We start from the raw sequence: 24,191 nt of genomic DNA, 5'->3' as shown, positions 1-24,191 counted from the left end.
GATTAGCTTGAGGGGGAAAGGAAGCCATGGGGCAACCAGGTTTAAAAACGGGGTTTAAGACTGTGTTGAAAAAGCCCCTGGTGGTGGGAGGAATTGGCCTATCAGCCATCCTGGGGCTTTGGTCTGCCACTTACAGTGCCGAACAACCATGGGATCAATGGGGTTTATGGGTTTTATCTGGTCTGGGATTGGTAATCTGGAGGTGGCGGCGGCGTCACCAAACTCCCCCTGAGCAGAGACAGGTGTTAACTCCAGAAATTTTGCAAACGGCGATCGCCAATGGGGAAAAGTTACTGGCCCGTCGTCAGGCCCAGGCACCGGATCTGGCCTTGGAAGATTTGCTCCAAGAACTGCAAGCATTACGACAACCGGCACCCCAACCCCAGGCATTAAACGGCATTGTCCTAGGGGAAAAACGCAGTGGCAAGACCAGTTTATTGCACCTATTGCCTTCCCAACTAACCCCCGTGGACGGAGAAGAACCCTTGATTCTCAATTGGCAGGTAGTGGCGGCGGAGACTTCCCCGGAAGCCATGGCCCGGTTCATGACAGAATCCCACTGGGTGTTAGTGCTAACCACAGGAGATTTGACCAGCGCTCAGTGGCAGGTGTTGGAATTTTTGCAAGCCCACCATCACCATTGGCAATTGTTATTTAATAAGCAGGATATTTACCCGATCGGCGATCGCCAAACTCTCTGGGATCAACTGCAACATCAGGTTGACCAATTGGGCAATCCCAACCCGGTGATCCCCATTAGTGCTGCTCCTCAACCAATCCAAATCCGTCGTTATCTAGCGGATGGCCAATGGGAAACTGACCGGGAAATTCCTCCCCCCGACCTGGGCAATTTGGTGTCCCAACTGCAACAACGGGCCACAGAGCAGTGGCAATCCCTGGTTCTGGGTCAACAATGGCGTCGATGTCAGACCATTGGCCAAGAAGCGAAAGAACGGTGGCGGGAAAATCGTCGCACCCTGGCCCTTCCCCTAGTGGAACAGGCCCAATGGTTGGCCGCCGGTACTGCCTTAGTTAATCCGGTGCCTAATCTTGATCTGCTGACGGCGATCGCCATCAATGGTCAACTGGTCTGGGACTTAGGGGAACTGTACCATCAAAAAATTTCCCTGGCCCAAGCCCAAACAGTGGCCAAAGAGATGGGGGCAATCCTAATTAAACTAGGTATGGTCGAACTATCCACCCAGGCTTTGGGGGCCTTGCTAAAAAGTCAGCCCCTCACTTACTTGGCCGGTGGTGCCCTCCAAGGACTGAGCGCCGCTTACTTGACTCGCATTGCTGGCTTGAGCTTGATCACTTTCCTCGAAAGTCAAAGTCCTGACCTGAGTGAACCCCAATGGGATTGGCAAAAGCTGACCGCAGTGGTCAAACAAACCTTTGAGCAAAATCAGCGTCGGGCCATATTGCAAGGATTTTTCCAGCGGGCCCGCCAACAATTAAGCCCAGCCTCCGTTTAAACCAATTTTTTCATCCCATTTATAAAGACCTGAAAGCTATGGGATTTGTTATTTGTCAGTGATAAATAAGGAGCAATTTTCTTGGAATGAGTTCCAGCATAATATTCACCGACTAACTTTTTGAGCTCATGTTTAGCGGAGTTGAGTTTGTCAGGATCACGAAACTTTTGTTGATTTTGTTTTTGGCTTAATCCACGAGGTCTAAGATTATAGGCTTTTTCAATGGCGGCAAGATCTCCAAGAAACCATGATTCAAGTTCATGGCAAATAATACGAATTAACACATCTTCTTTTCCTGATTTCCGACAAATTTTTAATAATTCTTCTTTGAGGCTTTTACAATTATGGGAATCTTGATCGTGAACAATTACAAACTTTGTACTAGGACTAAATTGAAATGCTTTTATCTTCGTAGGAATTGATCTAGCAAGGTCTTGTTTGCCCTCGTGAGGAATCAGTTTATAGCTAAAATTTTCCGGCAGTATTTTAGGCAAAAGAATTTCCAAAACACTTTTAATAGAAGGTTCTTCCAGAAGAAAAATTAAGTCATAACTCATTAGGGCGCAACTCCTTCAAACCATCCTTGTTTCCAGAGATAACCAGGAAGATCTCCCTCTGCAATCAAGTCTTTAAGAATTTGATGGTCAGTTGCTTTTTCAATTTTAGTAATACCTTCAATTTTTATTAACCAAAAAATACTATCTAAAGGTACTGAATTTAGAAAATCAGGGGAATGAGTTGAAACAAAAACTTGACCACCGCGATGGGCATAGCTGGCAAATTCTTCAGCAAGTTCTTGCAAAAGAGTTGGATATAATTGATTTTCAGGTTCTTCGACACAGAGTAAAGGGTGAGGTTTAGGATCAAACAATAAAATCAGATAGGCAAACATTTTCATAGTGCCATCAGAAACATAACGATCAATAAAGGGATCTTTAAAAGCTTGGTCTTGGAACTTTAAAATTAATCGACCATCCACTGTTTCTGCCGCTTCTACTTGATCAACACCGGGAACTCTTTCTTTCATTTTTGCTAAAATTTGTTCAAATATTTCCTCGTGTTCGTCATAAATATATTTTGCTACGATCGCCATATTGTCTCCAGTGGGAGAAAGATGCTCGGCGTAAAGTGCATCTTTGCTACCTCTAGCATCGTTAATATGAAAATCTGAAACATGCCAGTTTTCAATTAAGGAACGAAATGCATTAGCAGCTTTAAATCTCTGAAACTGCCCTAATCCTTTAATTGCTAATATGTCCGCAGATTCAAGCCTTTGCTCTTCTCGCTCTAATTCTTCGTCACTTTTAAAGCTTTCTTCATTTCTAATAGCATATCCTTGTCCTTTTTGAAAATCGAGAAAGTGGTAAGGCGAACCATATTCACCTCGTTTATAGCGTAAAATTTCTCGCTTAATAACAACTTTTTTATTTTCCTGTCCAATGATAAGAATATAAGTTACTAAACGTTCTGTTCCAAGTATCTCCATGCGAAATTTTATTTCTATCTCTATATCTTCTTTTTCCTTTCCCCTGGTTATAACTTCGTTAAAGCCCCCTCTGATTTGAAGAGCCTGACGAATGTTATTTTTGAGAGCATCCCTAAGGAAGCCAAAAATATCAAATAGAGTTGATTTTCCCGTTCCATTGGCACCAATAATCACACAAAAACCAGGAATATTATTAATTTCAATATCTTCAAACACACGATAATTTTTGATTTTGATAGAGACAATTTTCATTTTAAGTAATAGATTAATTGGCGATTATAAGCTTTTCTTATTTTTATAGAAGAAAAATAAAAATGTGGTTAGTAGGAAAAGTGTTTGTATATAAGTTTTACCCTAAAAATTTAGGTTGTTTGGCGTCAAAGACAATCTTTCAAACAAATTTTAGAAATTTTAGTTGAAAACAGGTATGTTTTTTGCAAATTCTTTTTCCTGCTCCAATATTTTTAATGCTCCATTATCAAATGATTAGATATTAATTAGGAGATCCATATTAGTATTAGGCTCTCAAGTCCTGCCACTATTGCCTAGTTAGTTGGTTGATAATTTCAGCGGATCGGGGATAGATATTTAATAAATCTTCCCTGTTGGCCAATTCAAAGTCCTGAAAATCAAATCCGGGGGCCACGGTGCAACCCACTAGGGCATAATCTCCGCCATTTTTGACCCTAGAAGCAAACCAACAATCCCGGGGAACTACTGCTTGGGGTACTTCTCCTTTTTCTAAGTCCAAGCCTAGGTTGATCACTTCCAATTCTCCTTGAGGTGAAAACCAATAAATTTCCAAGCTGTCACCGGCATAGAAATGCCACATTTCGTCGGATTTAATCCTGTGGAAAGCGGAGAAATTATCTTTAGTCAATAAAAAATAAATGCCTGTTACTATGTTTCTATCCCCATGGAAACTATCAAAATTTCTCTGAACTGGCGATCGATAAGTTTCCCTGTAAAATCCCCCTTCAGGATGGGGCAGTAGGGCTAATTTTTCTACCCAGTAATTAATTGCTTTTTTCATGAAATTAGTCCTAGATTTTTTGATTAATTTGATTTACTTAAGGGAGCTAAATTAGTTTTTTGCTAACTTCCGCTCCGACCAATCGGGTAAATTTTTCCCCAGACTATATAACCAAAAAAGACCAATGGAACCTAATAAAACTAACGTGAGGCTGACTACTTGGGCTACCCTTAGTGGACCGAACATTAAACTGTCTAATCTTAAACCTTCTATCCAAACTCGACCAAGACTATAGCCAATTAAATAGATACAAGCGACGGTACCAGTTTTGATTTTTTCAGGATGTCGCAAACCATAAAAAAATAAAGTCATTAACATGGCAAAAACACCTAAATTCCAGAGGGATTCGTATAGGAAAGTAGGGTGAAAATAGGCATAGCTGGTTAAATCTGAGGGACGATTACCAAAAGGAATATACAACTTCCAAGGCAAATTAGTGGGGGCACCAAAAGCTTCCGAGTTGAAAAAATTACCCCAGCGCCCGATCGCCTGGCCGAGAATAACTGCTGGGGTGAGCACATCAAGTAGATTCCAAAAAGACAAATGGTGGCGACGGGTAAAAAGAAGAATGGCTAAGGTGCCACCAATAAGGGCACCGTGGATGGCAATGCCTCCCTGCCAAATGGCAAAAATATTCAGCCAATCTTGGGCGTAGCGGGGCCACTCAAACAAAACATAATACAAACGAGCGGAAGGAATAGCCGCCACCACCAACCAAATAACTAAATCGTTGAATAGATCGGGATTAATGCCCCTTTTTTGGCCCAACCATTGGCATAGGTTCAAGCCAATAATGACCGCACTGGCAATCAAAAATCCGTACCAGCGCAGGGCAAAGCCCCCCACCTGGAACATCACCGGCCCGGGGGACTGAAATTGTCCTAAAAACATTTGCTCAATCATTAACTTCCTTGTGGCGATCGCCAACCCCTAATTCTTAGCATCAATGTGGAATTTTACCCAAATACGAAAAGCTTTGATGGTTTTGTTGCGGCCCTCCTGGTCAATGCGTTGCAGATAGGCAGGAATAATTTCTTTGAGAGGAAAGAAAACCAGGAAAAATTGTGCTAGCTTCCTTTTGGCGGTATTCCCCTTGTTCTAGCCAGTGAATTTCCAATTCTCTACGTTTAAAATGCCACACCTCTGGCACTCCTAATTGGGCATAAATATCCAAATGGGTGCGGGAAGTTAGATCCACTTCGAGAGCTAAATCCGGCGGGAGGTCAATAGCTGCATCCCAACGTTTTAAACTCCGAACTTTTGCTTCGTTTGTAATATAAAAACAGCTATCCGGCTCTAAGCCCAATCCAAGCAACTTATTTTTAAAAGTTGTTGAACCCAAGGGATAAAATTCAGTGTCCAGTTCCTCTAACAATGCTTTGACTAAGTCACCGACTAATTCTTTATCAATTTCGTGTCCGGGCAGGGGAGCCATAATTTCCAGTTGCTGACCATGGTAAGCAATGCGGGAACTGCGATGTTCACCGAGTTCTTCCAGTAAAGCTTCAAATTCATCCCAGTCCACATCCCGCAAAACCAAGGTCTGGCCGAGAAGCACACTGATGCGGTCTAGGGCTAGCAACATGGCTCTTTTTCCTCGCAATATGGCTAATTCCCATTATGGTTCCTCTGCCCAAGACCGGGATCAATTCCTAACCTAAGGCAGAAGTGCATGGAGAGAACTAACTATTGACCCAGTCCTGGGGAACTAAGAATTTTTCTGTCAATTCCGCTTCCGGGCTACCAGCTTCCGGGCTGTAGCAATATTCCCAGCGCACCAAAGGGGGTAAGGACATCAAAATGGACTCCGTGCGGCCATTAGTTTGCAAACCGAAAATAGTGCCCCGGTCATAGACCAAGTTAAATTCCACATACCGACCCCGACGATATAACTGAAACTGCCGTTGGCGATCGCCGTATTCAGTATGGCGACGTTTTTCCACAATGGGGCTATAGGCCGGCAGAAAAGCCCGGCCACAGCGTTGGGCAAAGCTAAACAAATCTTCCCAACCCAGGGGTTCGATGGGGGCTAGTTGGTTACTGTATTGGGCCGCTGGGCCATTGGCATCGGGCCCTCGGTAAAGGGGAGTATTGCCATCTTGGTAATCAAAAAAGATACCGCCAATACCCCGCATTTCCCGGCGATGTTTGAGGTAAAAATACTCGTCGCACCAGCGTTTAAACACCGGGTAAAATTTCCCATGGGTTTGGTCACAGGCATTTTTTAACGTGTGATGGAAATGGGCGGCATCTTCGGCAAAGGGATAGTAGGGAGTTAAATCGGCTCCCCCACCGAACCACCACACCGGGCCCGCTTCAAAGTAACGGTAATTAAGATGCACCGTGGGAACGTAGGGATTTTTGGGATGTAACACCATGGAAGTGCCCGTAGCGTAAAATTCATGGCCTTCCGCTTCAGGGCGCTGTTTTAAAATCGAAGGCGGTAGGGATTTGCCCCAGACTTCGGAAAAATTAACTCCCCCCTGTTCCAAAAAATCTCCATCCGTTAAAACCCGGGAACGGCCGCCGCCCCCTTCTTCCCGTTGCCAACTATCTTCCTGAAATTTTCCTTTACCATCCAAGACCTCTAGCCCTTGGCAAATTTCGTCTTGGAGAGATTGCATAAATTGGCTGACCCGTTGCTTCGCGTCGGCCGGTGGTAAGGAATGGGTGGTTTGGGGTTGGGTTGTGGGGGAAACGGTCATGGTGAAAATTGCTGAAGAGCTTGGGTAACTTGTTTACGAATACCTGAAGATACGTCTGAAAGACCTAAAAATTATCCCTGACATCGAACGACTGAAGCTCCCGGCAACGTTGGGAGAGTTTGAGCAAGTCCGATTTTTCCTAGAATTAAGGGGACAGGGGATGTCTCCAACAGGTTCTAGACAGACGGAGAAAAACTGGCAACTCTAGGTTGATTCGGTTCCCTAAAATCACCAGTTTTCCCTGGATAAATTGTCACGCTAGGAGAATCTAGCTTTCGGAAGTGGCGAGCCCTACTTCGGTACTGCCTTGACTACGACGACGGGTGAGGCTGTTGAACACCATAATGCCGATCGCCTTGATCAGGTTACCTTCAAGTTCATTGAACATTTTCATATTCATGGCAAAGGCGTCATTGGCTTCATCCACAATCCGTTCCGCCGTGGCCTGGTCAATGGGCAAATCATTCATGGCTTGACGATAGGTATTTTTAAAAGCCTTTTCGTCATCAATGTCAGCAAATTCATAGAAAGCCGTGCCACCATCGTGGAGATTCATGGCATTTTGGGCAATTTTCTTGAGAATTTGACCACCGGAAAGATCGCCTAAATAACGGGTGTAGGAATGGGCTACCAACAATTCGGGGGCGGTGGCGGCCACTTCCCGTACTCGGTCTACGTAGGCCTGGCCAGCGGAAGAAATTTTTACTTCCTGCCGCCAATTGGGGCCGTAATAGAATTGCAGATCCTGCTCTAAACTTTGTTTACGGTTCAATTCAGGGAAGTAAATGTGGCTCAGGATGGGGTGGTCCTTGAACTTTGCCATTTCTTCTTCCATGGCACTGTAGACAAAGTAGAGATTGCCAACCAGCTTACGGTAGGAATTTTTCTCGACAACGCCCTTGAGGAAGCATTTGACAAAGCCGACGTTCTCCGCCATGGAGTGGGATTTTTTCGTCCCTTCCCGCAACTGGGAAGCTAAGTTGACACTCATGCTAAAAATACCTGTATATCTTGGGTTGAATGAAAAGTTGGCTGTTAAGGAAGATAAAAATATGCCTAGTTTATTAGCCTAAACGGATTCGTTGAGTCGTACCATTAAGTTTTTTTAACGCCCCTTCTCCCCCCATGACCTACACAACCCAGCAGTTGCTAGAAATTTTGGAGCAGGAGCTACGGGCCACTTGTCAGGGTAAACGGCAGTTGCTCTCCCCCGGCGATCGCCTGGATAATCCCATTGTGGCCAAGGCCATAGACCTGAACCAGGTGGGGAAAGTATTTGCCTATCAAGATTTCCGTCAGCAAATCCATCAATATCAACGGCAACATAACGTTTCGGGGTTAGTGTGGCGTCAATGTCATTTCCAGGGAGAATCCATCGAGTTTCCCGAAATCCATAACCAGTTAACAGCGGTGGAAGGAGACAAGGAAAAGTTAATGGCTGTTAAAAGGGAAATATTGGCATTTTGGCAGCGACATACGGAGAAGTTAAATTACTGGCTAATCGCCCACCATCACCGACCCCTGCGACGGGAATCTTTTGCTGAACTGTGGGAACAGGGGGAATGGGCAGAGTTGGACTGCACCCAAACTGAGTTATTTTTGGGTATTTGCTGGGGTAATCCGGTGGAGTATCAATATCAATGGGCTAAGCCCAGTTCCGGTTGCCATCGTATTGTGGCCACCCCTGACCAGCCCAGCGGCATTAAGTTTTAAACGATTTAGGCAAAGACTGGCGATCGCCAGCCCATAATCCTCTGATATAGTGTTAGATCGGACTTTATCTGATCATAAGGAGATCTGCCATGGCCCGTCGCTGTCAACTGACCGGGAAAAAAGCTAATAACGGTTTTGCCGTATCCCACTCCCACCGTCGCACCAAGAAATTACAACAGGCGAATTTGCAATGGAAACGGGTTTGGTGGCCCGAAGGCAATCGGTTTGTACGTCTGCGTCTTTCCACCACTGCCATTAAAACTTTGGAATCCAAAGGCATCAACGCCATGGCCAAGGAAGCGGGCATCAACTTGAATAAATTCTAGGGCGATCGGCTGTAGTTTTTGTTGGTATCCCAGACAGCTTCCCATGGACAAATCCACAGAGGAGCAGAATCTTCCATTACGGTTCCTGCTCCTTGCCATTGGGGGGTAAAGCGCGGGGTTAGCCGGGGACGATAATTGAACAGGAAGGTCAAGATAACGCAGAATGGAAAGGTGAATTTCTCGATGGAGTAACTTCCGATGTTGGCGTTGATGCTATCCGGTGCAGTGGCCTTAGCCAGTCTAGCTTTTTTCTTTTCGGCATTTTTTGCCCCCAAACTGCATCGCAAGGACGATTTCCTTTGGAGTGGCGTGGGCTTTTTCTATGGCCTGGTGCTCTGGAACTGTGCCCAACATTTCACTGGAGCAATTCTCCTCGGCCAAGTGGCCGTGGTGGTATTAGTCCTGGCCTTCGCTTGGCAAACTCTCCGACTCCGGGCGGCGATCGCCAGACAATCCATTGTGGAAGTTCCGAGTTTTTCCCTGTTGGATTGGTTGGCCGGGGGCTTGCAACGTAAACCCAAAGCCAAAGCTTTAGCAAAGGATAAAGATGCTGACGGAAAACAGACTGAAACCGAAATTGAACCGGGGACGGCAGCGGTTAAACAGGACTTACCAGCAACCGGTGAACAATCAGAGTTAGGGGAAGATTCTATCCCGGTGAATGTTCCGTCTCCCATCACCGAAGAAGTTCCCGAAGCTATAACCCAAGAGAATCCAGATATTTCCGAGGAAGTGGAAGGTGTCATAGAAACGGCGGAAACCATGGTGGAGGAATTGAATGAAGTTGCTGAGACTGTGGCAGAAGAGGTGGTAGAAAAAGCGGAGGAAGCAGTGGAAAAAATTGTCGAAACATCTAATCAGGCGGAAGAAAAAACGGCTAAGTCTTCCGCCGATCAATCAGAGGAAGTTTTGCTGAAAAAACCGAAATCAAAACTCTTCCAGCGTTTGTTTGGTCGTAAAAAGCCCGCTAGCCCCCCTGCTAAAGCGGAGCAATCAACCCCAACAGTGGTGGAACAGACCCTAAACCTTGAATCTGAGAGCGCCAATGTTGAAAGCGATGACTGGGATGATGGGGAAGATTGGGGAGAAGATTTATCGTCAGTTAATTCCGATGGCGTGCTGGAAAATTCCGACGGGATTGCCGATGACAAGGAAGAAAATAATGAAACTGATGAAACTCAGGTAATTGCCGTGGTGGAAACGGTACAAATTGAACAGCAAATCACCTTAGTGGAGGTGCCTGACTCAGGAAATGTCGCTGAACAAGAACAGCCCATAGATGTGGTGGAGCAAGATGACCACATAACCCAGGAGGAAGCAGAAGAAGAGACGGAAGATATTTCTCCCCCGACTTCTGAAGCAATGGCGGTGGTAATTGAGGAAACAGTGGAAGACGTTACCGATCCCGCAACTGAAATTCAGCCGGGGCAGGGGGGGGATGAGCCCGAAGTCACACCAGAACAAGTCACTGAGGCGATCGCCAGTGAACTAGAAGATCTGCCAGAGCAACCAACTGATTCATCCGATGCAACAAATTCAGAAGATGGAGAGGGAGAAAACGCTAACGACGAGGATGATTCCACTGAAGAAAAACAAAATTGGGCTGATGGCTAAACAGGGAGGTATTCAATAACAAAACAGAAAGGATATGTCCTATGCTAGGATCTTAAGGCTGAATTGCGGGATGTAGCGCAGCTTGGTAGCGCACTTCGTTCGGGACGAAGGGGCCGCAGGTTCGAATCCTGTCATCCCGATTCTTCTAAAACCTACTGCTGCAGAAGCGCCTTGTAGCCGACGCATCAACTTTTTGATGACCTTAGAGCATATTGTCAATCAGGGGGGTGAGGTTGGCCATTTTTGGACGTCTGAGTGGTAGGAAATTGGTAGGAAGATGACTTACTATGCAACTCCCCGTAGCGGCACGCCCGACGCTGAGCCGCGACCTAGATAGAAGCCTTGTCAAGGTAGAAAGTGATAAAGGCAGGCTGAGATTACGCTTTACCTATGGAGGCACACGCCATTACATAGCCGTTGGTTTGCCTGATTCTCGAGTCAATCGCATCGTGGCCCAGCAGAAATCGACTCAGATCGAACTGGATATTGCCTCCGGCAACTTTGATGAGACCCTCAAGAAGTACAAGCCACCCAAGCTGCCGCTAAAAGGCGCGAGGCAACCACCGTGACTAGGCTATTTGAGAAATTCACTGCGGTTCAGACCAAAGTCAAAGACTTGCAGGTGGGCAGTCTGTGCCGATATAGAGCTATGCAGCGACATTTAGACATATTTTTCTCAACTAAGCCAGCAGACACTGTGGATGAGGCCAGTGCCGTCCCTTTTGCCGAGTACTTGCGAAAGCGAGTGGTCGAACGAACGGCTAAAGACTACCTAACCCTGGTTAAGTCCTGTTGGAATTGGGCTGAGCAGACACTCGGACAAAACCCATGGGCATCCTTTTAGAGCGGGTAAAACCAGCCCCTAAGCAGAAAGTTAAGTCATTTACATTGCCTGAGATTCAAGCCATCTTGGCGGCCTTTAGAACGGATCGTTACTACCAGCACTACGCTGACTTGGTGACGTTTCTATTCGCTTGGAAGCGCGTGTGGAAGCTAGACCCAAAAGTCTATCAAGAGCTATGTCCTAGCAATATGAAGCAGTCTATCTAAGCTATGGCTAGGGAGAACCATAGCAAAGGACGAGATAGTTAGGACATTTCTCTCAACGCTATATCCAATGCAGAAATCAGCGATTCTCCATTACTAACAAGTTGGGAAACATAACGTTTTAGTCTCGCCCAGAACTTCTCAATTTTGTTCAAGTCTGGTGAATATGGTGGTAAAAATATAACCTCACACCCAGCTTTTGCTACCAATGCCTTTATTCTTTCTTTCGGATGAAAGCTTGCATTATCCATGATTAGTATCTGACCTGGTATTAACTCTGGTAATAACATTTCTTCTATCCACGTGCATACTACTTGAGCGTTACAGTATCCTTCAAATATCATTGGAGCTATTGTTGTTCCATTCCACCAACAACTTATTATGCTGACTCTCTTGGTTCTATGTCCTAATTTGCTCGCCTTTAATCTCTCTGATTTATGACAGTACCCATAGGGGTAGTCTAGAGTGTCATCTAGACCGGCTTGATCCATATAAATCAGTTTTTCTGCCGCATATTGCTTGATTTCATCTTCAAATGCCTTTCTCGCTTCCTCTTCTATTTCCCTGTAAATATAAGTTTTTTTTTCTAGTAAACCCTATTTTCTTTAGAGCCTTACTTATTCTTATTCTACTTACGGACTCTGGCCATTTTTCTGCCATTTGTTTTTGCGTTAAATGACCGTTCTCCTCCGCAAATTCTCTGAATTTATCCAAATCATCTATTTTCGGTCGTGGACCACGCTCATAATCTCTCTTCGCGGCCACACTTCCTGTTTCTTTCTTTTTTTTTATCCATAGGTCTAAGGTGTTGCGACTAATGTTCAGTGTTCGGCAGACATGGCTTTTCTTCTCTCCTTTTTCTACTGCACTTACCGCTTTCTCTCTTAGATCTACACTGTAGGGGGCTGGCATCGCTTTTTTCCTAACTCTTTCCATACATTATGTCCTAACCTTAGCAATCTTTGCTATAGCCCTCTTTCATCAATCTAGGCAGAAGAAGAATAGAATGTATTCCATGAATTTAGCAAATACTTTAATCGATCTAGCTTATCAATCTTGTTGTAAAGTTTAGTTAACTCATCCAAAACATGGGCAAATGGAAATACTTTTAACCACTTTTTGATAAGATTTATTGCATTAAATACAGAGATCACTAATCGTAGGTTGTTTAGCCATTTTTTCCACCCTTCTTCTTTATCCCATTTTTCATGCTTTTGATGATACTTTGACGTTGAATTTAGAGTCGGATTAAAATTCTCATCATAAAAACAAATCATACAATATGCACACATCACTAATTCCCACCATTTTTGAATTTGCTCATAATGAGTTACCCTAAAATCTGCCCATCCTAATTCACTTTTGCATTGCTTAAATCCATATTCTATCCATGACCTTACCCCATATATTCTGACAACTTCTTTATATTTAATATCTGGTATTCGAGTCATTACAAACCATCCTGCTTTTTCCTCCTCTTTTTCTGTTTCTGTTTTAATTTCCCAATATCTTATTGCGTTTTTTTTGCCATAAACTATTTCTCTGATATACCTATCTTCCTGTTTTCCATCCCATCTTATATGTTCAAACCTCCTCCACTTATTTGCCCTTACTTTAGCTTCCTTTGGAAGCCAGACCCCATGATTGCTCCGGACTCCCACTGCATATTCTATTTTTAATTCCTCTACGGCACTGATAAAATTGCTATGGCTTTCTCCATATAAGCTATCTGACACTACTCTTTTTATTTTAAAACCACTTTCTTCTAGTTCTTTTATTATCTCTACTGCTAATTCCGGCTTTGTTTTATACTTATCTCCCTCTTTTAATCTTTCTTTTGGTTTAAATACTTTTGATTCTAGAGGAAACGTTACTCCATTGCAGTAACCATAGGCATTTACTGACACTATACCGCTTTCTATTTTTCCTAAATTTCCAATATATTGTCTTTTTACATAATCTGTTGTTTTCCCTTTTTTGGGGTCTCCTGTTTCATCTATTATTACTATTATTTCTCTTCCTTCTAAAACTTCTAAGATAATATTTAATCTTCTTTTTTCTAATTCTTTTAATTCCCAAGGAGAATCTGTCATGAAATGCAGTAATCCCTGTTCATTTTTCAATCCTAGTGATGATGCTATTGCAGGTAAACTCTTTCTTTTTATATCACTTAATATTCCCACAATGATATATTTAAATGACTCATAAGACCTCACTTCTGGAAATATATCTTTATACAGTTCACTATATGTGTCTACACACTGTACTGTCTTTTTCGCCTCTCTTGTCTTTGTCATTCTCCCTCCGCGCTTTTCAGCCTTTTATCTCCATTTTAATTCCCTCAGTCTGACGGAAGAGGGATAGCTGAATAAAACAAAAAAACTTACTTAATCGCACTCCTTTTGAGGTATTTCATCAAATTTTGATGCGCTTCAACTTTGAATTGGCGCTACTTCTGCGTCATGAACAACTTTCAGATGGCACACAGAAGCAAAACGAGGCAAAACTACAATTGCCAAGGCCATACTCAAATCAACGGAGTTGAACTCGCTGTACCATTCCCAACCAGCTAGGAACTAGGAAATTTCCACCACGGATTTCGCAGTGGAAAACTCCTCCGCAAATGGGGGTGGCATATTTTTGGTAACGGCCGTGAGATAGTCCAAAAAGGTTTGGGTAATAACCGACAGTTGTTTGCCCGCCAGGTTAGCCACGTACCAACGGCGTTTGATGGGGAATTCGTCAATGTCCAAAATAGCCAGCTCACTGCGGGCACCCTCCGACACCAGGGTATGTTGGGATAATACAGAAATGCCCATGCCACCGGCGATCGCCTGTTTAATCGCTTCATTACTGCCCAATTCCAGGCGAACCCGCACATCAACATAGTGGCGGTGGAACAAATTTTGTACTGCTAAACGAGTACCGGAGCCCTTTTCCCGCATAATGAACGCTTCATTATTTAACGCCGTAATGGGAACATTGCTTTTTCCCGCTAGGGGATGGTCCCGACGGGCAATGACCACCAAGGGATTATCTAAAAAAGGCTGGTAATTAAGGTCAATTTCTTCCGGCGGCTCACTAACAATGTACAAATCATCTTCATTATTTTGCATCCGATGACGAATCTGCTCATGGTTAGTCACCTTGAGAGAGACTTCGATGCCAGGGTATTTTTGGATAAATTCCCCCAGTAAACGGGGAATAAAATATTTTGCCGTGGTAATTACCGCCAAGCGTAAACGCCCCTGTTTTGTGCCCTTGATGTCTGCCACCTTCATGGCAAAGTTATCTAGGCGGCGAAAAATATCTTGACAAGTGACCAGCAGTTCCTGCCCCGCTTCCGTCAGGTAGAGTCGTTTGCCAATCTGTTCAAACAGGGGAAGCCCTACGGTTTTAGATAACTGTTTAATTTGGCTAGAAACGGTGGGTTGGGTAATGTACAGTTCCTCTGCCGCCCTGGTGAAACTGCCATGTCTAGCGGTGGCTTCAAAAACTTTTAATTGGTGTAAGGTTGCTTGCATGTCCTTGATGAAGATGGTGATTAGATGGGGATGGACAATTTGGGGAGACGGATTAAAATTTTTTCAAACCCAGACTGGACTGGAACTGAAGCTAAATTTCGGTAATTTTTGGTTGCCAGTCCTGGCCGGGCTTGGGTCTAGGCCGCGCTGGAGTCAATAACTGGGATAAACTAATGGCCATGATCTTCACTTGCATAGACCTGAGATTGTTATCAGATAATTGATGATAGAATAAAACCAATGATTTTGACAAGCTCAGTCTGGTGAATTGGAATTAATGGATGGTCATCTCGGTTTATTCTTTGGTTGCCCTCCAGATCAATGGACTTTTGCCTCAGAAAAAATCTGCTTAGCTGGCCATGGACTGGCCCAAACTCTAGGTTTTACTTTGCTCTCAGACCGGAGTGGCCCCATAATGGGGGAGATTTCAGCCAGAAAGGAGCCTAAACCGTGGATACAGCGGTCAACGAATCCCTCTCGATTTCCTATAACCTAGAGCAATTCCTAATTGTGCTCTCGGTTTCCCTAAGCATTGCGACCCTGTCCAAGACCGTGCCAATTCTGCGGAAAATTCCCTACACCCTGCTGTTGGTAATTGTGGGCATGGCCCTAGCCTTTGTGGATGTGAAACTGATCAATTTATCGCCGGAATTGATCATGGAAATTTTTCTGCCTCCCCTCTTGTTTGAAGCGGCGTGGAATTTGCAGTGGCGCAATCTCAAAGAAAATTGGTTTCCCATTATCCTCTTTGCCACCTTCGGGGTGGTCATCTGTGTGGTGGGCATTGCCTTTCCCCTTTCCCACTGGGGGGGCATGGAGTTGGCGATCGCCTTTTTAGCGGCAGCGGCCCTTTCAGCCACGGATCCGGTGTCGGTAATTGCCCTGTTTAAAGAGTTGGGGGCTAGCAAAAAACTAAATACGTTAATGGAAGGAGAGAGCCTGTTTAACGACGGCGTGGCGGTGGTGGTCTTCCTTATTTTGGTGGGCATTCCCCTGGGCACTAGCACTTTTGATTTGTCCACTACCCTAGCTCGATTTGTCACAGTGATCGGCATTGGGGTGGGCTGTGGCCTGCTGATTGGTTTTAGCTTATCTTTGTTGACCCAACGATTTGACCTTCCCTTTGTGGAGCAATCCCTTACCCTGGTGTCAGCCTATGGTGCCTATATTCTGGCGGAAAACCTGGGGGGATCAGGGGTAATTGGTGTGGTGGTAGTGGGCATGGTGTTGGGCAACTACGGCTCTCGCATTGGCATGAATCCCCGCACCAGGTTGATTGTCAGTATTTTTTGGGAATTTGTTGCCTTCTTTGTTAATTCCATTATCTTCCTGTTGATTGGTGATCAAATTGGCCTAAGCAGCCTTTCGGATCACCTCAATTTGATTTTGATTGCCATTGCGGCAGTGGTGGTGACTCGCTTAGTGAGCGTTTTTGGTCTGAGCTTGATTAGCAACAAGGTGAGTGATCAGATTAGCAGTACCCACATTACTCTCCAGGAGCAAACCGTGCTGTGGTGGGGAGGATTGCGGGGGTCTGTGGCCATTGCCGTCGCCCTGAGTGTGCCCCAGGCGATCGCCGAGAGACAGGCCATTATCGACATTGTGTTTGGTGTGGTGCTATTCACCCTATTGGTACAGGGACTAACCACCCAATTTGTACTCAAAGGCTTGGATTTAATTGGCGATCAACCCCAACGCTTGGAGTATGCAGAGCTAGTATCCCGACAAATTGCCCTACGGCGGGTGTTGGCAGAAATACAAAAATCCGATGAATTTCCTGACATTAATCCAGAGCGGCTGCGTTATAAGCAGGAATTAGTCCAAGGCCAGTTGCAAAGCGTCACCGACAAACTCAAACTGCTTTTACAGGAATATCCCCTATTACAGGAAGTGGCCAACAAAAAGTTTGACCAGACGGTGTTGGACATCGAAGCAGAAACCTATGCCGATCTCATTCGCATGGGTCGCTTGGAGGAAAATATCATGCCGTTATTGGTCACCCTGGAGGGGGAAAATGTGGTCGAACAATCCTAGGCTATTAACCAGTGTATTGAGTCCACTCATCAGCAATATTCTGGGTGACAAAAGCCTCTTCTGCCGCAATTCCTTTCATCATCCTAAAAAACTATTAATTAAAGTGTTTCATTTTCCCCTGGGAATGACTGCAAAATCGGATTGAGGTTGACATGGGCTTCGACAAAATCTGCTAATGAATCTAACATGGCTTCCCGTTGTTCTTGATAATTGCCAATAGCGGTTGGTAATGGCCCCAAGCCCCGTCGTTGACGTAGGTTATTTAACCAACACCGCCGCCAGGCACCGTTATCGAATAGGCCGTGGAGGTAGCAACCCCAAAGGTTTTGTTGCCCATTAACCATGCCTAGCTCTTCCCGGTCAAACATGGGCAGACAGTCTTGGCTATGTTCCGATCGCCGACTGATGCCTTGGTGGATTTCGTAGCCAGTGACCCTTAAACCTGGCTGGGGAGCGCAAGTGATGGTTTCCTGTTGGCGGGTAATTTTTTCCGGGGTGATGACCGTGGTCAGGGGTAAGAGTCCCAACCCTTGGCAATTGCTAAGATTGCCTTCGATATTTTCTGGATCGGCAATACTTTTCCCCAGCATTTGATAGCCGCCGCAAATGCCCATCACAGTGCCACCAGCTTGGACGTAGGTCATAATTTGCTGACCCATGCCACTGTTTTGTAACGCTTGCAGATCGGCGATCGTGGTTTTACTGCCGGGAATAATTACGGCATCGGGGTGGCCCAACTGCTTTTCTAGGGGAAGATACTCCACATAAACACCGGATTCCGCCTCCAAGGGCTCAAAATCGGTGAAATTAGCAATGCGGGGCAAGCGGAGTACTACTATGCGAATATCTCCTTGGCTGGGGCGACCGCTCCTTTCCAGCAAATCGAGGGAATCCTCCGCTGAGAAGAGATTTTGCCCATAGGGAATGACTCCCAATACAGGAATGCCGGTATATTCTTCTAGCCAGGTAACACCACTATCCAACAGGGAACGTTGGCCGCGAAATTTATTGATGACGATGCCTTTGATTAATTTTCTTTCCTCTGGCTCCAACAGTTGCAAAGTCCCGACAACATGGGCAAACACACCACCCCGGTCAATGTCGGCAATGAGAATAGTGGCGGCCCCGAGATGGCTGGCCACCCGCATATTAGTCAAATCTCGATGCTTAAGGTTAATTTCCGCTGGACTACCCGCCCCTTCGCACACCACCACGTCAAAATCCTGAGCTAAAATGTGCAACGATGCGGCGATCGCCTGCCAGCCCCGGTCAAAGTAATTTTGGTAATATTCCTGGGCCCTGGTGGTGCCTACGGCCTTACCCAACATAATCACCTGGGAAGTCATATCCCCCTGGGGTTTGAGCAAAATGGGATTCATGGCCACCCTGGGAACAGTCCCGGCGGCCCAGGCCTGCACTGCTTGGGCGTGGCCCATTTCTCCACCATCAACGGTGACAAAGGCATTGAGGGCCATGTTTTGCCCTTTAAAGGGAGTGACCCGATAACCCCGACGATGGAGCAGGCGACACAAACCGGTGGTCAGAAAAGATTTCCCGGCATGGGAGGTGGTACCAACCACCATAATTGCTTTCATAGCCGATTCTTGCTGAGGTCTGATGAGGGATTAAGCGGGATATTCCATTGTATTATCCTCCTCCTAGTCTTCCACCGTTGACCTTGGCTTTTTTTTGTTGTTATGGCTGGGTTGCTGTTGCTGTATGAAAAATCTCCATTGCCATGGCCTTCAGGTTCGGGAATCACAGGATTCTTTCCCATCAGGCAAAGGATGGTTCAAGCTCCAACTCACAAGCCTTAACCTGCTGACGCGACACAATCCGCATCTGGTGAGGATAGCGTGGCCGTGGATCCCCCACTAACCAGATGGGTGGAACCATACAGGTTTCGTAACAGTCGATTTGATATAAAACCCCCGGTTCGGAGTTGAGTTCTACTATTGTCCCCGGCAAATACTCAAACATTTCATCCCAGTCAATGGGAGATGCGGTATTCATCAGCGGTCCTCCATATTGCTCAAAAGGTTTTATGCCTCCCCGGCCCAGGATTGGTTGGGATAAAACAATGCTGGGTCACACTGCGGCCAGATCCTGTGACCATAAAAGTGACAGAATCCCTGGCAATTTCCCAATGATGTCTTTTTTAGACAAAGTTGAGGAAGATAAAACGAATATTTTCTGTATCGACTTTAACAAAATCAAGCAATGTTGGCATAAGGTATGGGGTTAAGTTCACAAATCGTGACATTGAGAGGCAAGAACAATGGAACAGGTCAGGCACCAACATTAATTGGCTTGGGCTTTTCATTCCAAAAGAGAGGGATAGCGGCGATCGCCGGAATTAGTAGAAGGAAAGCCGATTCCAGTTCTCAGAGAAACATAGACAGCACAAACTTCCTGACAAGATATTACAATAGCACGCATAAAAGGAGCCTGAAAACAATCACAGCTCTACCAATGAAAATAAGAAAGAGAATAATTGAAGCTTATAAAAATAGCACTATTTATGTAATTTAATTGCCAAAGTTTCGTCTATTACAATTACACTAAAAAAGCTTTATTCGTCAAAAATTCAATTGTTTATGCAAAGAGTTCTTTGATTATGAATTTACAATTCACACCTTATAAAACATGATGATGAAAGATTAAAATTGACTTGACATTAACTTGTCATATTAATGGCACCACCTACCTCCATAGATTATGACACAATAAATGCTAAAATAGTAAGGCATTAAAATACATGATTATGAAAGTTCAATTTGATCTTGATATTCCAAAATATAAAAATCAGTTAAAACCTATCTTTGCAAGACATGAGACATTTCATCCACGTTTTGGTTGGCTCAAAAAAGGATTTGATCGAGCAAGGGATAATTCGCGCATTTTTTTAGCAGAAGATGCACCAGTGTTGCTTGGAGTCGGGAAGAATATGGTGCGATCAATTCGCTACTGGTGCGAAGCCTTTAAGTTGTTGGAAGATGATCAACCAACGATTTTTGGAGAAGCATTACTGGGAGATCAGGGATGGGATTCTTATTTGGAAGATCCCGCATCGCTATGGTTATTACACTGGAAGTTACTAGAAACACCATGTTTAGCCTCGGCTTGGTGGTTCATATTTAATCAATTTAATCGTTTGGAATTTACCGACCGTGACCTATTGGATGCGTTAGTTGATTACGGTGATCGCCTATCGGGGAATATTGCTGAATCTTCTCTAAAAAAAGATGTCAGTTGTTTGCTTAGGATGTATGCTAAGCAACCTAATATTAAAAAGTTTATTGCCAGTGAAGAATCGTTAGATTGTCCTTTTGTGGATTTAGGATTGATTAGTCCAGCCAGTGGCAATCATTACTTGTTTCGTTTAGGATATAAATCGACCTTAGTCCCTGAAGTTATTTTGTATGCAGTCTTGAACTATGCTCAGCGAGTTAATGAGACGGCACGGACAATTCCTTTAGCCAAGCTCCTTTATGATGAAGGGAGTCCGGGAATGGTTTTTAAGTTAACAGAGAGTAGTTTATGCGGTGCAATAGAGACAGTTGGCCGTACCCACAACCGTTTAGGGCTAGAAGATGCGGCCGGTAAATTGCAATTCTGGTTTGATTCAGAGCCGATAGCATTAGCTAACCAAGTCCTAGAAACCTATTACGCTGATATTTAGTATTTATTGATTTAAGCAATCGTGACTACCCTAAGCCAATATTTCCAGATACATCGCCGTTATTATCGTTCAGTCAATTTAGAACGAGATTTAGGCAAAGCAAGCACGGTTGAAGGTTATGTTCTTACAGAGCGTTCTACGGCGACATTAGAGCGGATTTTACCTACATTCTCAAAACCTAAGACTCATCGTGCCTGGACATTGACAGGGGTATACGGAACGGGAAAGTCTGCCTTTATTCATTTTTTAGCAAGTCTTTGTACGCCAAAAAATACGGAAGTTCATAACGTTGCTGTCGCAATTGCAGAGCGATTTTTGAAACCGACAAGCCCGATTCTAGAGGCGATCACTGCTTTGCCTGCCGAGGGATTGATGGTGGCTTTTGCAACTGGTCAACAGGAGCCATTAACCTGGACATTGGCCCGTGCATTATCCCAAGGGGCAGAGGCTTTTTTTCCAAAAAATCAGCGAGCAGACAAGCTTTTGCGTCAACTCACGGATTGGAAAGTTGAATCAGAGACGGGGGATTGTCAGGTTACGCCAAAGGCAATTTTGCGGGCGATTAAAGAGTTAGTGGTGATGGCCAATAAGCCACTTCTCATAATTGTGGATGAATTAGGCAAGAATTTAGAATATGCTGCCCAAAATCAAGGGATTACCGATTTATATTTACTCCAACAATTAGCGGAGTTGTCGCTTTCTGGGGAGAATCAAGTTTATTTTATTGGGCTGCTCCATCAATCTTTTGGGGGCTATGGCGATCGCCTTTCGGTGACAGAGCAGAATGAGTGGAATAAGATTCAAGGTCGATTTGAAGATATTCCGTTTACAGAATCACCAAATCAAATGACTCGATTAATTGCTCAGGTGATTGATCGGGAAAAGGCTGAATCAATCCTAGGGACGGTTCAAGAAAAAAGTGGGCAATGGCATCAGACATTATCGGGTTTAATTGGCGATCAGGAAACAACGCCAGAGTTATTGACACAGGTTTATCCGTTGCATCCTCTCACAGCGTTTGTGTTACCGCTTTTATGCACTCGCTATGCTCAAAATGATCGATCACTGTTTACGTTTTTGACGAGTGATGAACCCCATTCTTTTAAGCACTTTTTAGAGACGATTGTTATTGCCTCTAGCTTACCGACCCTTAAACTTCATCACTTATACGACTATTTTGTGGAAGCGGTAACGGGATTAGCGTCTCGGTTGAATCTGCAACGGTGGGTGGAGATTCAGGGATTAATTGAAGATGCTCGTGATCAATCTCCCCAAACACTAGAGGTTCTGAAAACCGTGGGGATTTTGAACTTGGTAACAACGACAGGAAACCTGAAGGCAACTTCAGCATTGGTTACTTGGGCGTTATGTGATCAAGCAGAAAGTAAGGAATCTGATTACTGGCAAGCTGAAATTAAACAGTTAATGCAAAAAGGTTTAATTACCCATCGTCGTCAGTTGGATGAGTTACGAATTTGGGAGGGGTCTGATTTTAATGTGGAGTTGGCGATCGCCGAACAGGTCGAAAAGAACCGCAGTCGTCTAGCTGATTTATTGCAAGAAGTCTCTCCATTAAAGCCTTTAGTTGCCCAGAGACATTACAATCAAACAGGTAATTTGCGTTATTTTGAGCAACGTTATACTGATGGAACTGAACAGTGGGAAAATTTAACCTGTTCCGATCCAAGCTTTGATGGTTTAATTCTATATTGGCTGGATACTGAAATTATTCAAGATCCCCCTAAATTAACAGCGGATTATAAACCGCTAATTCTGATCGCTATTCATAGTTTCGATTTACTGAGAACACGGAGCAGGGAGTTTCAGGCACTTCAAATTATCTATAAAAATGCCCCAGAGTTACAAAATGATGGTGTTGCTCGTCGTGAAGTTCGACATCGACTACTAGAAGCTGAACGTTTGCTAGATGAAGCAATTGCAAAAGCGTTTAGTTGGTCGTCTAGTAAAAATAAATGCTGGATAACAGGGGAGGTTGTAATTGTTAAACATGCCCGGACTTTGCAGTCAAAACTTTCAGCGCTTTGTGATCAGATTTATGTAAAAGGTATTCAACTCGATAATGAACTGATCAATCGACGAGAATTAACCTCCCAAGGTAGTAAAGCGCGGCGCGAGTTAATTGTAGCGATGATCGAAAAAAGTGAATATCCACGGCTAGGTTTGGAAGGTTATGGCCCAGAAGTGACCATGTATGCATCATTGCTAGAAGTAAGCCATATTCATCGTCTATTTATGGATGATGAATGGGGATTTATGCCGCCTAAGCCAGAATCTGGTCTTGCTACGGCTTGGGAAGCAATTGAAGATTTTTGTATGGAAGCTAAGGAAAAACCCGGGACACTAGATGCCCTATACAAAAAAATAGAGCAACCTCCCTATGGAATTAAACAAGGTGTTATTCCAATTTTGTTGACTGCGATTTTAATCCATCACATGGATGATATTGGCATTTATCAAGATGGGACTTTTGTTCCTTTGTTAGGGGTGGAGCATCTTGAGCTATTGATACGTTATCCAGAGCGCTTTGCTGTCAAGTCATTTGAAATTGCAGGTATTCGTGCAGAGGTATTTAAAGAGCTAGAAAGTATTCTTAAGTCACCTAATTTAAAACCAGTTGGTGCAATGAGAAATACTACTCTTTTAACAGTTGTATCACCTTTATATCAATTTGTTAAAAAGCTCCCTCGTTATACTCAACAATCCCAACAATGTTCTCCAGAAGCCAGAAAAATTCTGACAATCTTACAGAAAACTGTTGAGCCAGATGAGCTTTTATTTGTGGGAATTCCCAAAGCTTTAGGACTCGAACCAATTTTGCCCGATGGCGATGAAAATCAAACTCATAAAGCTCAATTATTGAAAAAAAAGCTGGTTGAAGTTTTAAAAGAAATTCACGGAGCCTATGATGCATTGTTATCTCGCTGTCAGTTTTTGATTTATCAAGCATTTGGAATTCAAAAAGATTCTCTCAAGCTTCGAGAGGATTTGGAAACTCGTTCCAAATTTTTATTTGATCAATGTGTTGAACCATTGTTAAAACGCTTTTTAATTGCTGCTTGTGATCATAGTGTTCCAGATCGGCAGTGGTTAGAAGCATTGCTAATGATTATTGCGGATAAGCCAGCAGAGTCATGGACGGATCAAGATGAGACACAGTTTGAGGTTCAGTTAGCGGATATATCACGCCGCTTCAAAAATTTAGAAGCTTTACAAAAAGATATTGAACCCAAGGGAGATACCTATGAAGCCCGCAGAATAACGGTTACTCGTCCAGATGGACAAGAGGAAAATCGAATGGTGTGGATTGAACGCCAGCGTAAGGCCCAGGCCCAGGAAACACTCAATAGAATCTTAGGGGAGATAGACAAGGAAGATCCTCAGTTACAGCAAGTTATCCTGATGGAATTAATGGAAACTCTCCTAGAGCGGTTAAATAAAGAGCAATTAGGCAAATTAAAGCGAAAAAATCGCCTCAAGGAATAACAGGAAAATAAAAATTGCATATACCATAGAAGGTAAGTTGTTGAGTTT

General features: G+C 44.2%; 20 protein-coding genes, 1 tRNA gene and 1 pseudogene. 9 read left to right on the top strand and 13 right to left on the bottom strand.

All coding sequences use genetic code 11. From position 1 onward, the window contains the following. The first annotated feature begins 26 nt into the window (after positions 1-26). Positions 27-1,475: a DUF697 domain-containing protein gene (locus IQE94_RS05930; protein ID WP_212716790.1), complete on the top strand. Its 1,449-nt coding sequence runs from the start codon at positions 27-29 to the stop codon at positions 1,473-1,475. On the opposite strand, the gene IQE94_RS05925 is transcribed toward IQE94_RS05930, so the two are convergent. The 7 genes from IQE94_RS05925 to IQE94_RS05895 all read right to left on the bottom strand — a co-directional run bounded on the left by IQE94_RS05925 (position 1,472) and on the right by IQE94_RS05895 (position 7,690). Further along, positions 1,472-2,032, bottom strand: coding sequence for a DUF4276 family protein (locus IQE94_RS05925; RefSeq protein ID WP_212716788.1), 561 nt, complete (start codon positions 2,030-2,032; stop codon positions 1,472-1,474). The two genes, IQE94_RS05930 and IQE94_RS05925, sit on opposite strands and share 4 nt — an antisense overlap. Then, positions 2,032-3,213: an AAA family ATPase gene (locus IQE94_RS05920; protein WP_194019547.1), complete on the bottom strand. Its 1,182-nt coding sequence runs from the start codon at positions 3,211-3,213 to the stop codon at positions 2,032-2,034. The genes IQE94_RS05925 and IQE94_RS05920 overlap by 1 nt, the downstream gene beginning before the upstream one ends. 286 nt (positions 3,214-3,499) lie before the next feature. Further along, on the bottom strand, positions 3,500-3,994 hold the full coding sequence (locus tag IQE94_RS05915; RefSeq protein ID WP_212716786.1) for a cupin domain-containing protein: 495 nt from the start codon (positions 3,992-3,994) through the stop codon (positions 3,500-3,502). 51 nt (positions 3,995-4,045) lie between these two features. Then, positions 4,046-4,897, bottom strand: coding sequence for a prolipoprotein diacylglyceryl transferase (gene lgt / locus IQE94_RS05910; protein WP_212716784.1), 852 nt, complete (start codon positions 4,895-4,897; stop codon positions 4,046-4,048). A 100-nt stretch (positions 4,898-4,997) separates the two neighbouring features. Further along, the gene (locus IQE94_RS05905; protein WP_249213891.1) at positions 4,998-5,579 is read right to left on the bottom strand and encodes a Uma2 family endonuclease; all 582 of its coding nucleotides are present in this window, start codon (positions 5,577-5,579) and stop codon (positions 4,998-5,000) included. Between the two features lie 97 nt (positions 5,580-5,676). Then, entirely contained in the window at positions 5,677-6,699 is a 1,023-nt protein-coding gene (gene hemF / locus IQE94_RS05900) for an oxygen-dependent coproporphyrinogen oxidase (protein ID WP_223342903.1), read from the bottom strand. Positions 6,700-6,967: 268 nt separating this feature from the next. After that, positions 6,968-7,690, bottom strand: a complete 723-nt coding sequence (locus tag IQE94_RS05895; RefSeq protein WP_212716780.1) for a heme oxygenase (biliverdin-producing) — start codon at positions 7,688-7,690, stop codon at positions 6,968-6,970. A 134-nt stretch (positions 7,691-7,824) separates the two neighbouring features. Between IQE94_RS05895 and IQE94_RS05890 the strand changes: the two genes are divergently transcribed. From IQE94_RS05890 to IQE94_RS05870, 5 genes are all read left to right on the top strand, one after another. Continuing rightward, entirely contained in the window at positions 7,825-8,412 is a 588-nt protein-coding gene (locus IQE94_RS05890) for a hypothetical protein (protein ID WP_212716779.1), read from the top strand. 89 nt (positions 8,413-8,501) lie between these two features. Beyond that, entirely contained in the window at positions 8,502-8,738 is a 237-nt protein-coding gene (gene rpmB, locus IQE94_RS05885) for a 50S ribosomal protein L28 (protein WP_010871496.1), read from the top strand. Positions 8,739-8,936: 198 nt separating this feature from the next. Then, on the top strand, positions 8,937-10,352 hold the full coding sequence (locus IQE94_RS05880; RefSeq protein ID WP_212716777.1) for a Ycf66 family protein: 1,416 nt from the start codon (positions 8,937-8,939) through the stop codon (positions 10,350-10,352). 66 nt (positions 10,353-10,418) lie between these two features. Then, a tRNA-Pro gene (locus tag IQE94_RS05875) sits at positions 10,419-10,492 on the top strand. Positions 10,493-10,639: 147 nt separating this feature from the next. Beyond that, positions 10,640-10,921: an Arm DNA-binding domain-containing protein gene (locus IQE94_RS05870; RefSeq protein ID WP_212716775.1), complete on the top strand. Its 282-nt coding sequence runs from the start codon at positions 10,640-10,642 to the stop codon at positions 10,919-10,921. A gap of 519 nt (positions 10,922-11,440) precedes the next feature. Here the strand turns inward: IQE94_RS05870 and IQE94_RS05860 are convergent. From IQE94_RS05860 to IQE94_RS05845, 4 genes and pseudogenes are all read right to left on the bottom strand, one after another. Further along, entirely contained in the window at positions 11,441-11,923 is a 483-nt protein-coding gene (locus tag IQE94_RS05860) for an IS630 family transposase (protein WP_249214045.1), read from the bottom strand. 7 nt (positions 11,924-11,930) lie between these two features. Beyond that, entirely contained in the window at positions 11,931-12,335 is a 405-nt protein-coding gene (locus IQE94_RS05855) for an IS630 transposase-related protein (RefSeq protein WP_223342902.1), read from the bottom strand. 233 nt (positions 12,336-12,568) lie between these two features. After that, positions 12,569-13,696 (bottom strand): annotated as a pseudogene (locus IQE94_RS05850) (IS701 family transposase); the annotation flags it as partial. Between the two features lie 279 nt (positions 13,697-13,975). Further along, positions 13,976-14,923, bottom strand: coding sequence for a LysR family transcriptional regulator (locus IQE94_RS05845; RefSeq protein ID WP_212716771.1), 948 nt, complete (start codon positions 14,921-14,923; stop codon positions 13,976-13,978). Between the two features lie 450 nt (positions 14,924-15,373). On the opposite strand from IQE94_RS05845, the gene IQE94_RS05840 reads away from it, so the two are divergent. Continuing rightward, positions 15,374-16,957, top strand: coding sequence for a Na+/H+ antiporter (locus IQE94_RS05840; protein ID WP_212716769.1), 1,584 nt, complete (start codon positions 15,374-15,376; stop codon positions 16,955-16,957). Between the two features lie 98 nt (positions 16,958-17,055). On the opposite strand, the gene cobQ is transcribed toward IQE94_RS05840, so the two are convergent. Together cobQ and IQE94_RS05830 are read right to left on the bottom strand one after the other, a co-directional pair. Further along, positions 17,056-18,552 carry a cobyric acid synthase CobQ gene (cobQ, locus tag IQE94_RS05835; protein WP_212716767.1) on the bottom strand — a complete coding sequence of 499 codons (1,497 nt, stop codon included), beginning with the start codon at positions 18,550-18,552 and terminating at the stop codon, positions 17,056-17,058. Between the two features lie 181 nt (positions 18,553-18,733). Continuing rightward, complete coding sequence (locus IQE94_RS05830) at positions 18,734-18,970, bottom strand: hypothetical protein (protein ID WP_223342900.1); 237 nt, start codon at positions 18,968-18,970, stop codon at positions 18,734-18,736. A 751-nt stretch (positions 18,971-19,721) separates the two neighbouring features. Between IQE94_RS05830 and IQE94_RS05825 the strand changes: the two genes are divergently transcribed. Next, positions 19,722-20,639 (top strand): DUF4007 family protein, encoded by a 918-nt coding sequence (locus IQE94_RS05825; RefSeq protein ID WP_212716762.1) that lies wholly within the window; start codon positions 19,722-19,724, stop codon positions 20,637-20,639. 21 nt (positions 20,640-20,660) lie between these two features. Beyond that, positions 20,661-24,143 carry a hypothetical protein gene (locus IQE94_RS05820; protein ID WP_212716760.1) on the top strand — a complete coding sequence of 1,161 codons (3,483 nt, stop codon included), beginning with the start codon at positions 20,661-20,663 and terminating at the stop codon, positions 24,141-24,143. Positions 24,144-24,191 lie beyond the last annotated feature (48 nt).

The organism is Synechocystis sp. PCC 7339, assembly GCF_019924095.1.
Taxonomy (GTDB): domain Bacteria; phylum Cyanobacteriota; class Cyanobacteriia; order Cyanobacteriales; family Microcystaceae; genus Synechocystis.
Note: the sequence above shows the minus strand (reverse complement) of the source record. Positions and strands in the feature narration are given on the sequence as shown.

Coding starts and splice junctions, on each gene's coding strand:
- IQE94_RS05830 (WP_223342900.1), bottom strand. CDS start 18,970: ATGAATACCGCATCTCCCATTGACTGGGATGAAATGTTTGAGTATTTG.
- IQE94_RS05845 (WP_212716771.1), bottom strand. CDS start 14,923: ATGCAAGCAACCTTACACCAATTAAAAGTTTTTGAAGCCACCGCTAGA.
- IQE94_RS05925 (WP_212716788.1), bottom strand. CDS start 2,032: ATGAGTTATGACTTAATTTTTCTTCTGGAAGAACCTTCTATTAAAAGT.
- IQE94_RS05880 (WP_212716777.1), top strand. CDS start 8,937: ATGTTGGCGTTGATGCTATCCGGTGCAGTGGCCTTAGCCAGTCTAGCT.
- IQE94_RS05825 (WP_212716762.1), top strand. CDS start 19,722: ATGAAAGTTCAATTTGATCTTGATATTCCAAAATATAAAAATCAGTTA.
- rpmB (WP_010871496.1), top strand. CDS start 8,502: ATGGCCCGTCGCTGTCAACTGACCGGGAAAAAAGCTAATAACGGTTTT.
- IQE94_RS05890 (WP_212716779.1), top strand. CDS start 7,825: ATGACCTACACAACCCAGCAGTTGCTAGAAATTTTGGAGCAGGAGCTA.
- IQE94_RS05895 (WP_212716780.1), bottom strand. CDS start 7,690: ATGAGTGTCAACTTAGCTTCCCAGTTGCGGGAAGGGACGAAAAAATCC.
- IQE94_RS05855 (WP_223342902.1), bottom strand. CDS start 12,335: ATGGAAAGAGTTAGGAAAAAAGCGATGCCAGCCCCCTACAGTGTAGAT.
- lgt (WP_212716784.1), bottom strand. CDS start 4,897: ATGATTGAGCAAATGTTTTTAGGACAATTTCAGTCCCCCGGGCCGGTG.
- IQE94_RS05915 (WP_212716786.1), bottom strand. CDS start 3,994: ATGAAAAAAGCAATTAATTACTGGGTAGAAAAATTAGCCCTACTGCCC.
- IQE94_RS05870 (WP_212716775.1), top strand. CDS start 10,640: ATGCAACTCCCCGTAGCGGCACGCCCGACGCTGAGCCGCGACCTAGAT.
- IQE94_RS05930 (WP_212716790.1), top strand. CDS start 27: ATGGGGCAACCAGGTTTAAAAACGGGGTTTAAGACTGTGTTGAAAAAG.
- IQE94_RS05905 (WP_249213891.1), bottom strand. CDS start 5,579: ATGTTGCTAGCCCTAGACCGCATCAGTGTGCTTCTCGGCCAGACCTTG.
- cobQ (WP_212716767.1), bottom strand. CDS start 18,552: ATGAAAGCAATTATGGTGGTTGGTACCACCTCCCATGCCGGGAAATCT.
- IQE94_RS05920 (WP_194019547.1), bottom strand. CDS start 3,213: ATGAAAATTGTCTCTATCAAAATCAAAAATTATCGTGTGTTTGAAGAT.
- hemF (WP_223342903.1), bottom strand. CDS start 6,699: ATGACCGTTTCCCCCACAACCCAACCCCAAACCACCCATTCCTTACCA.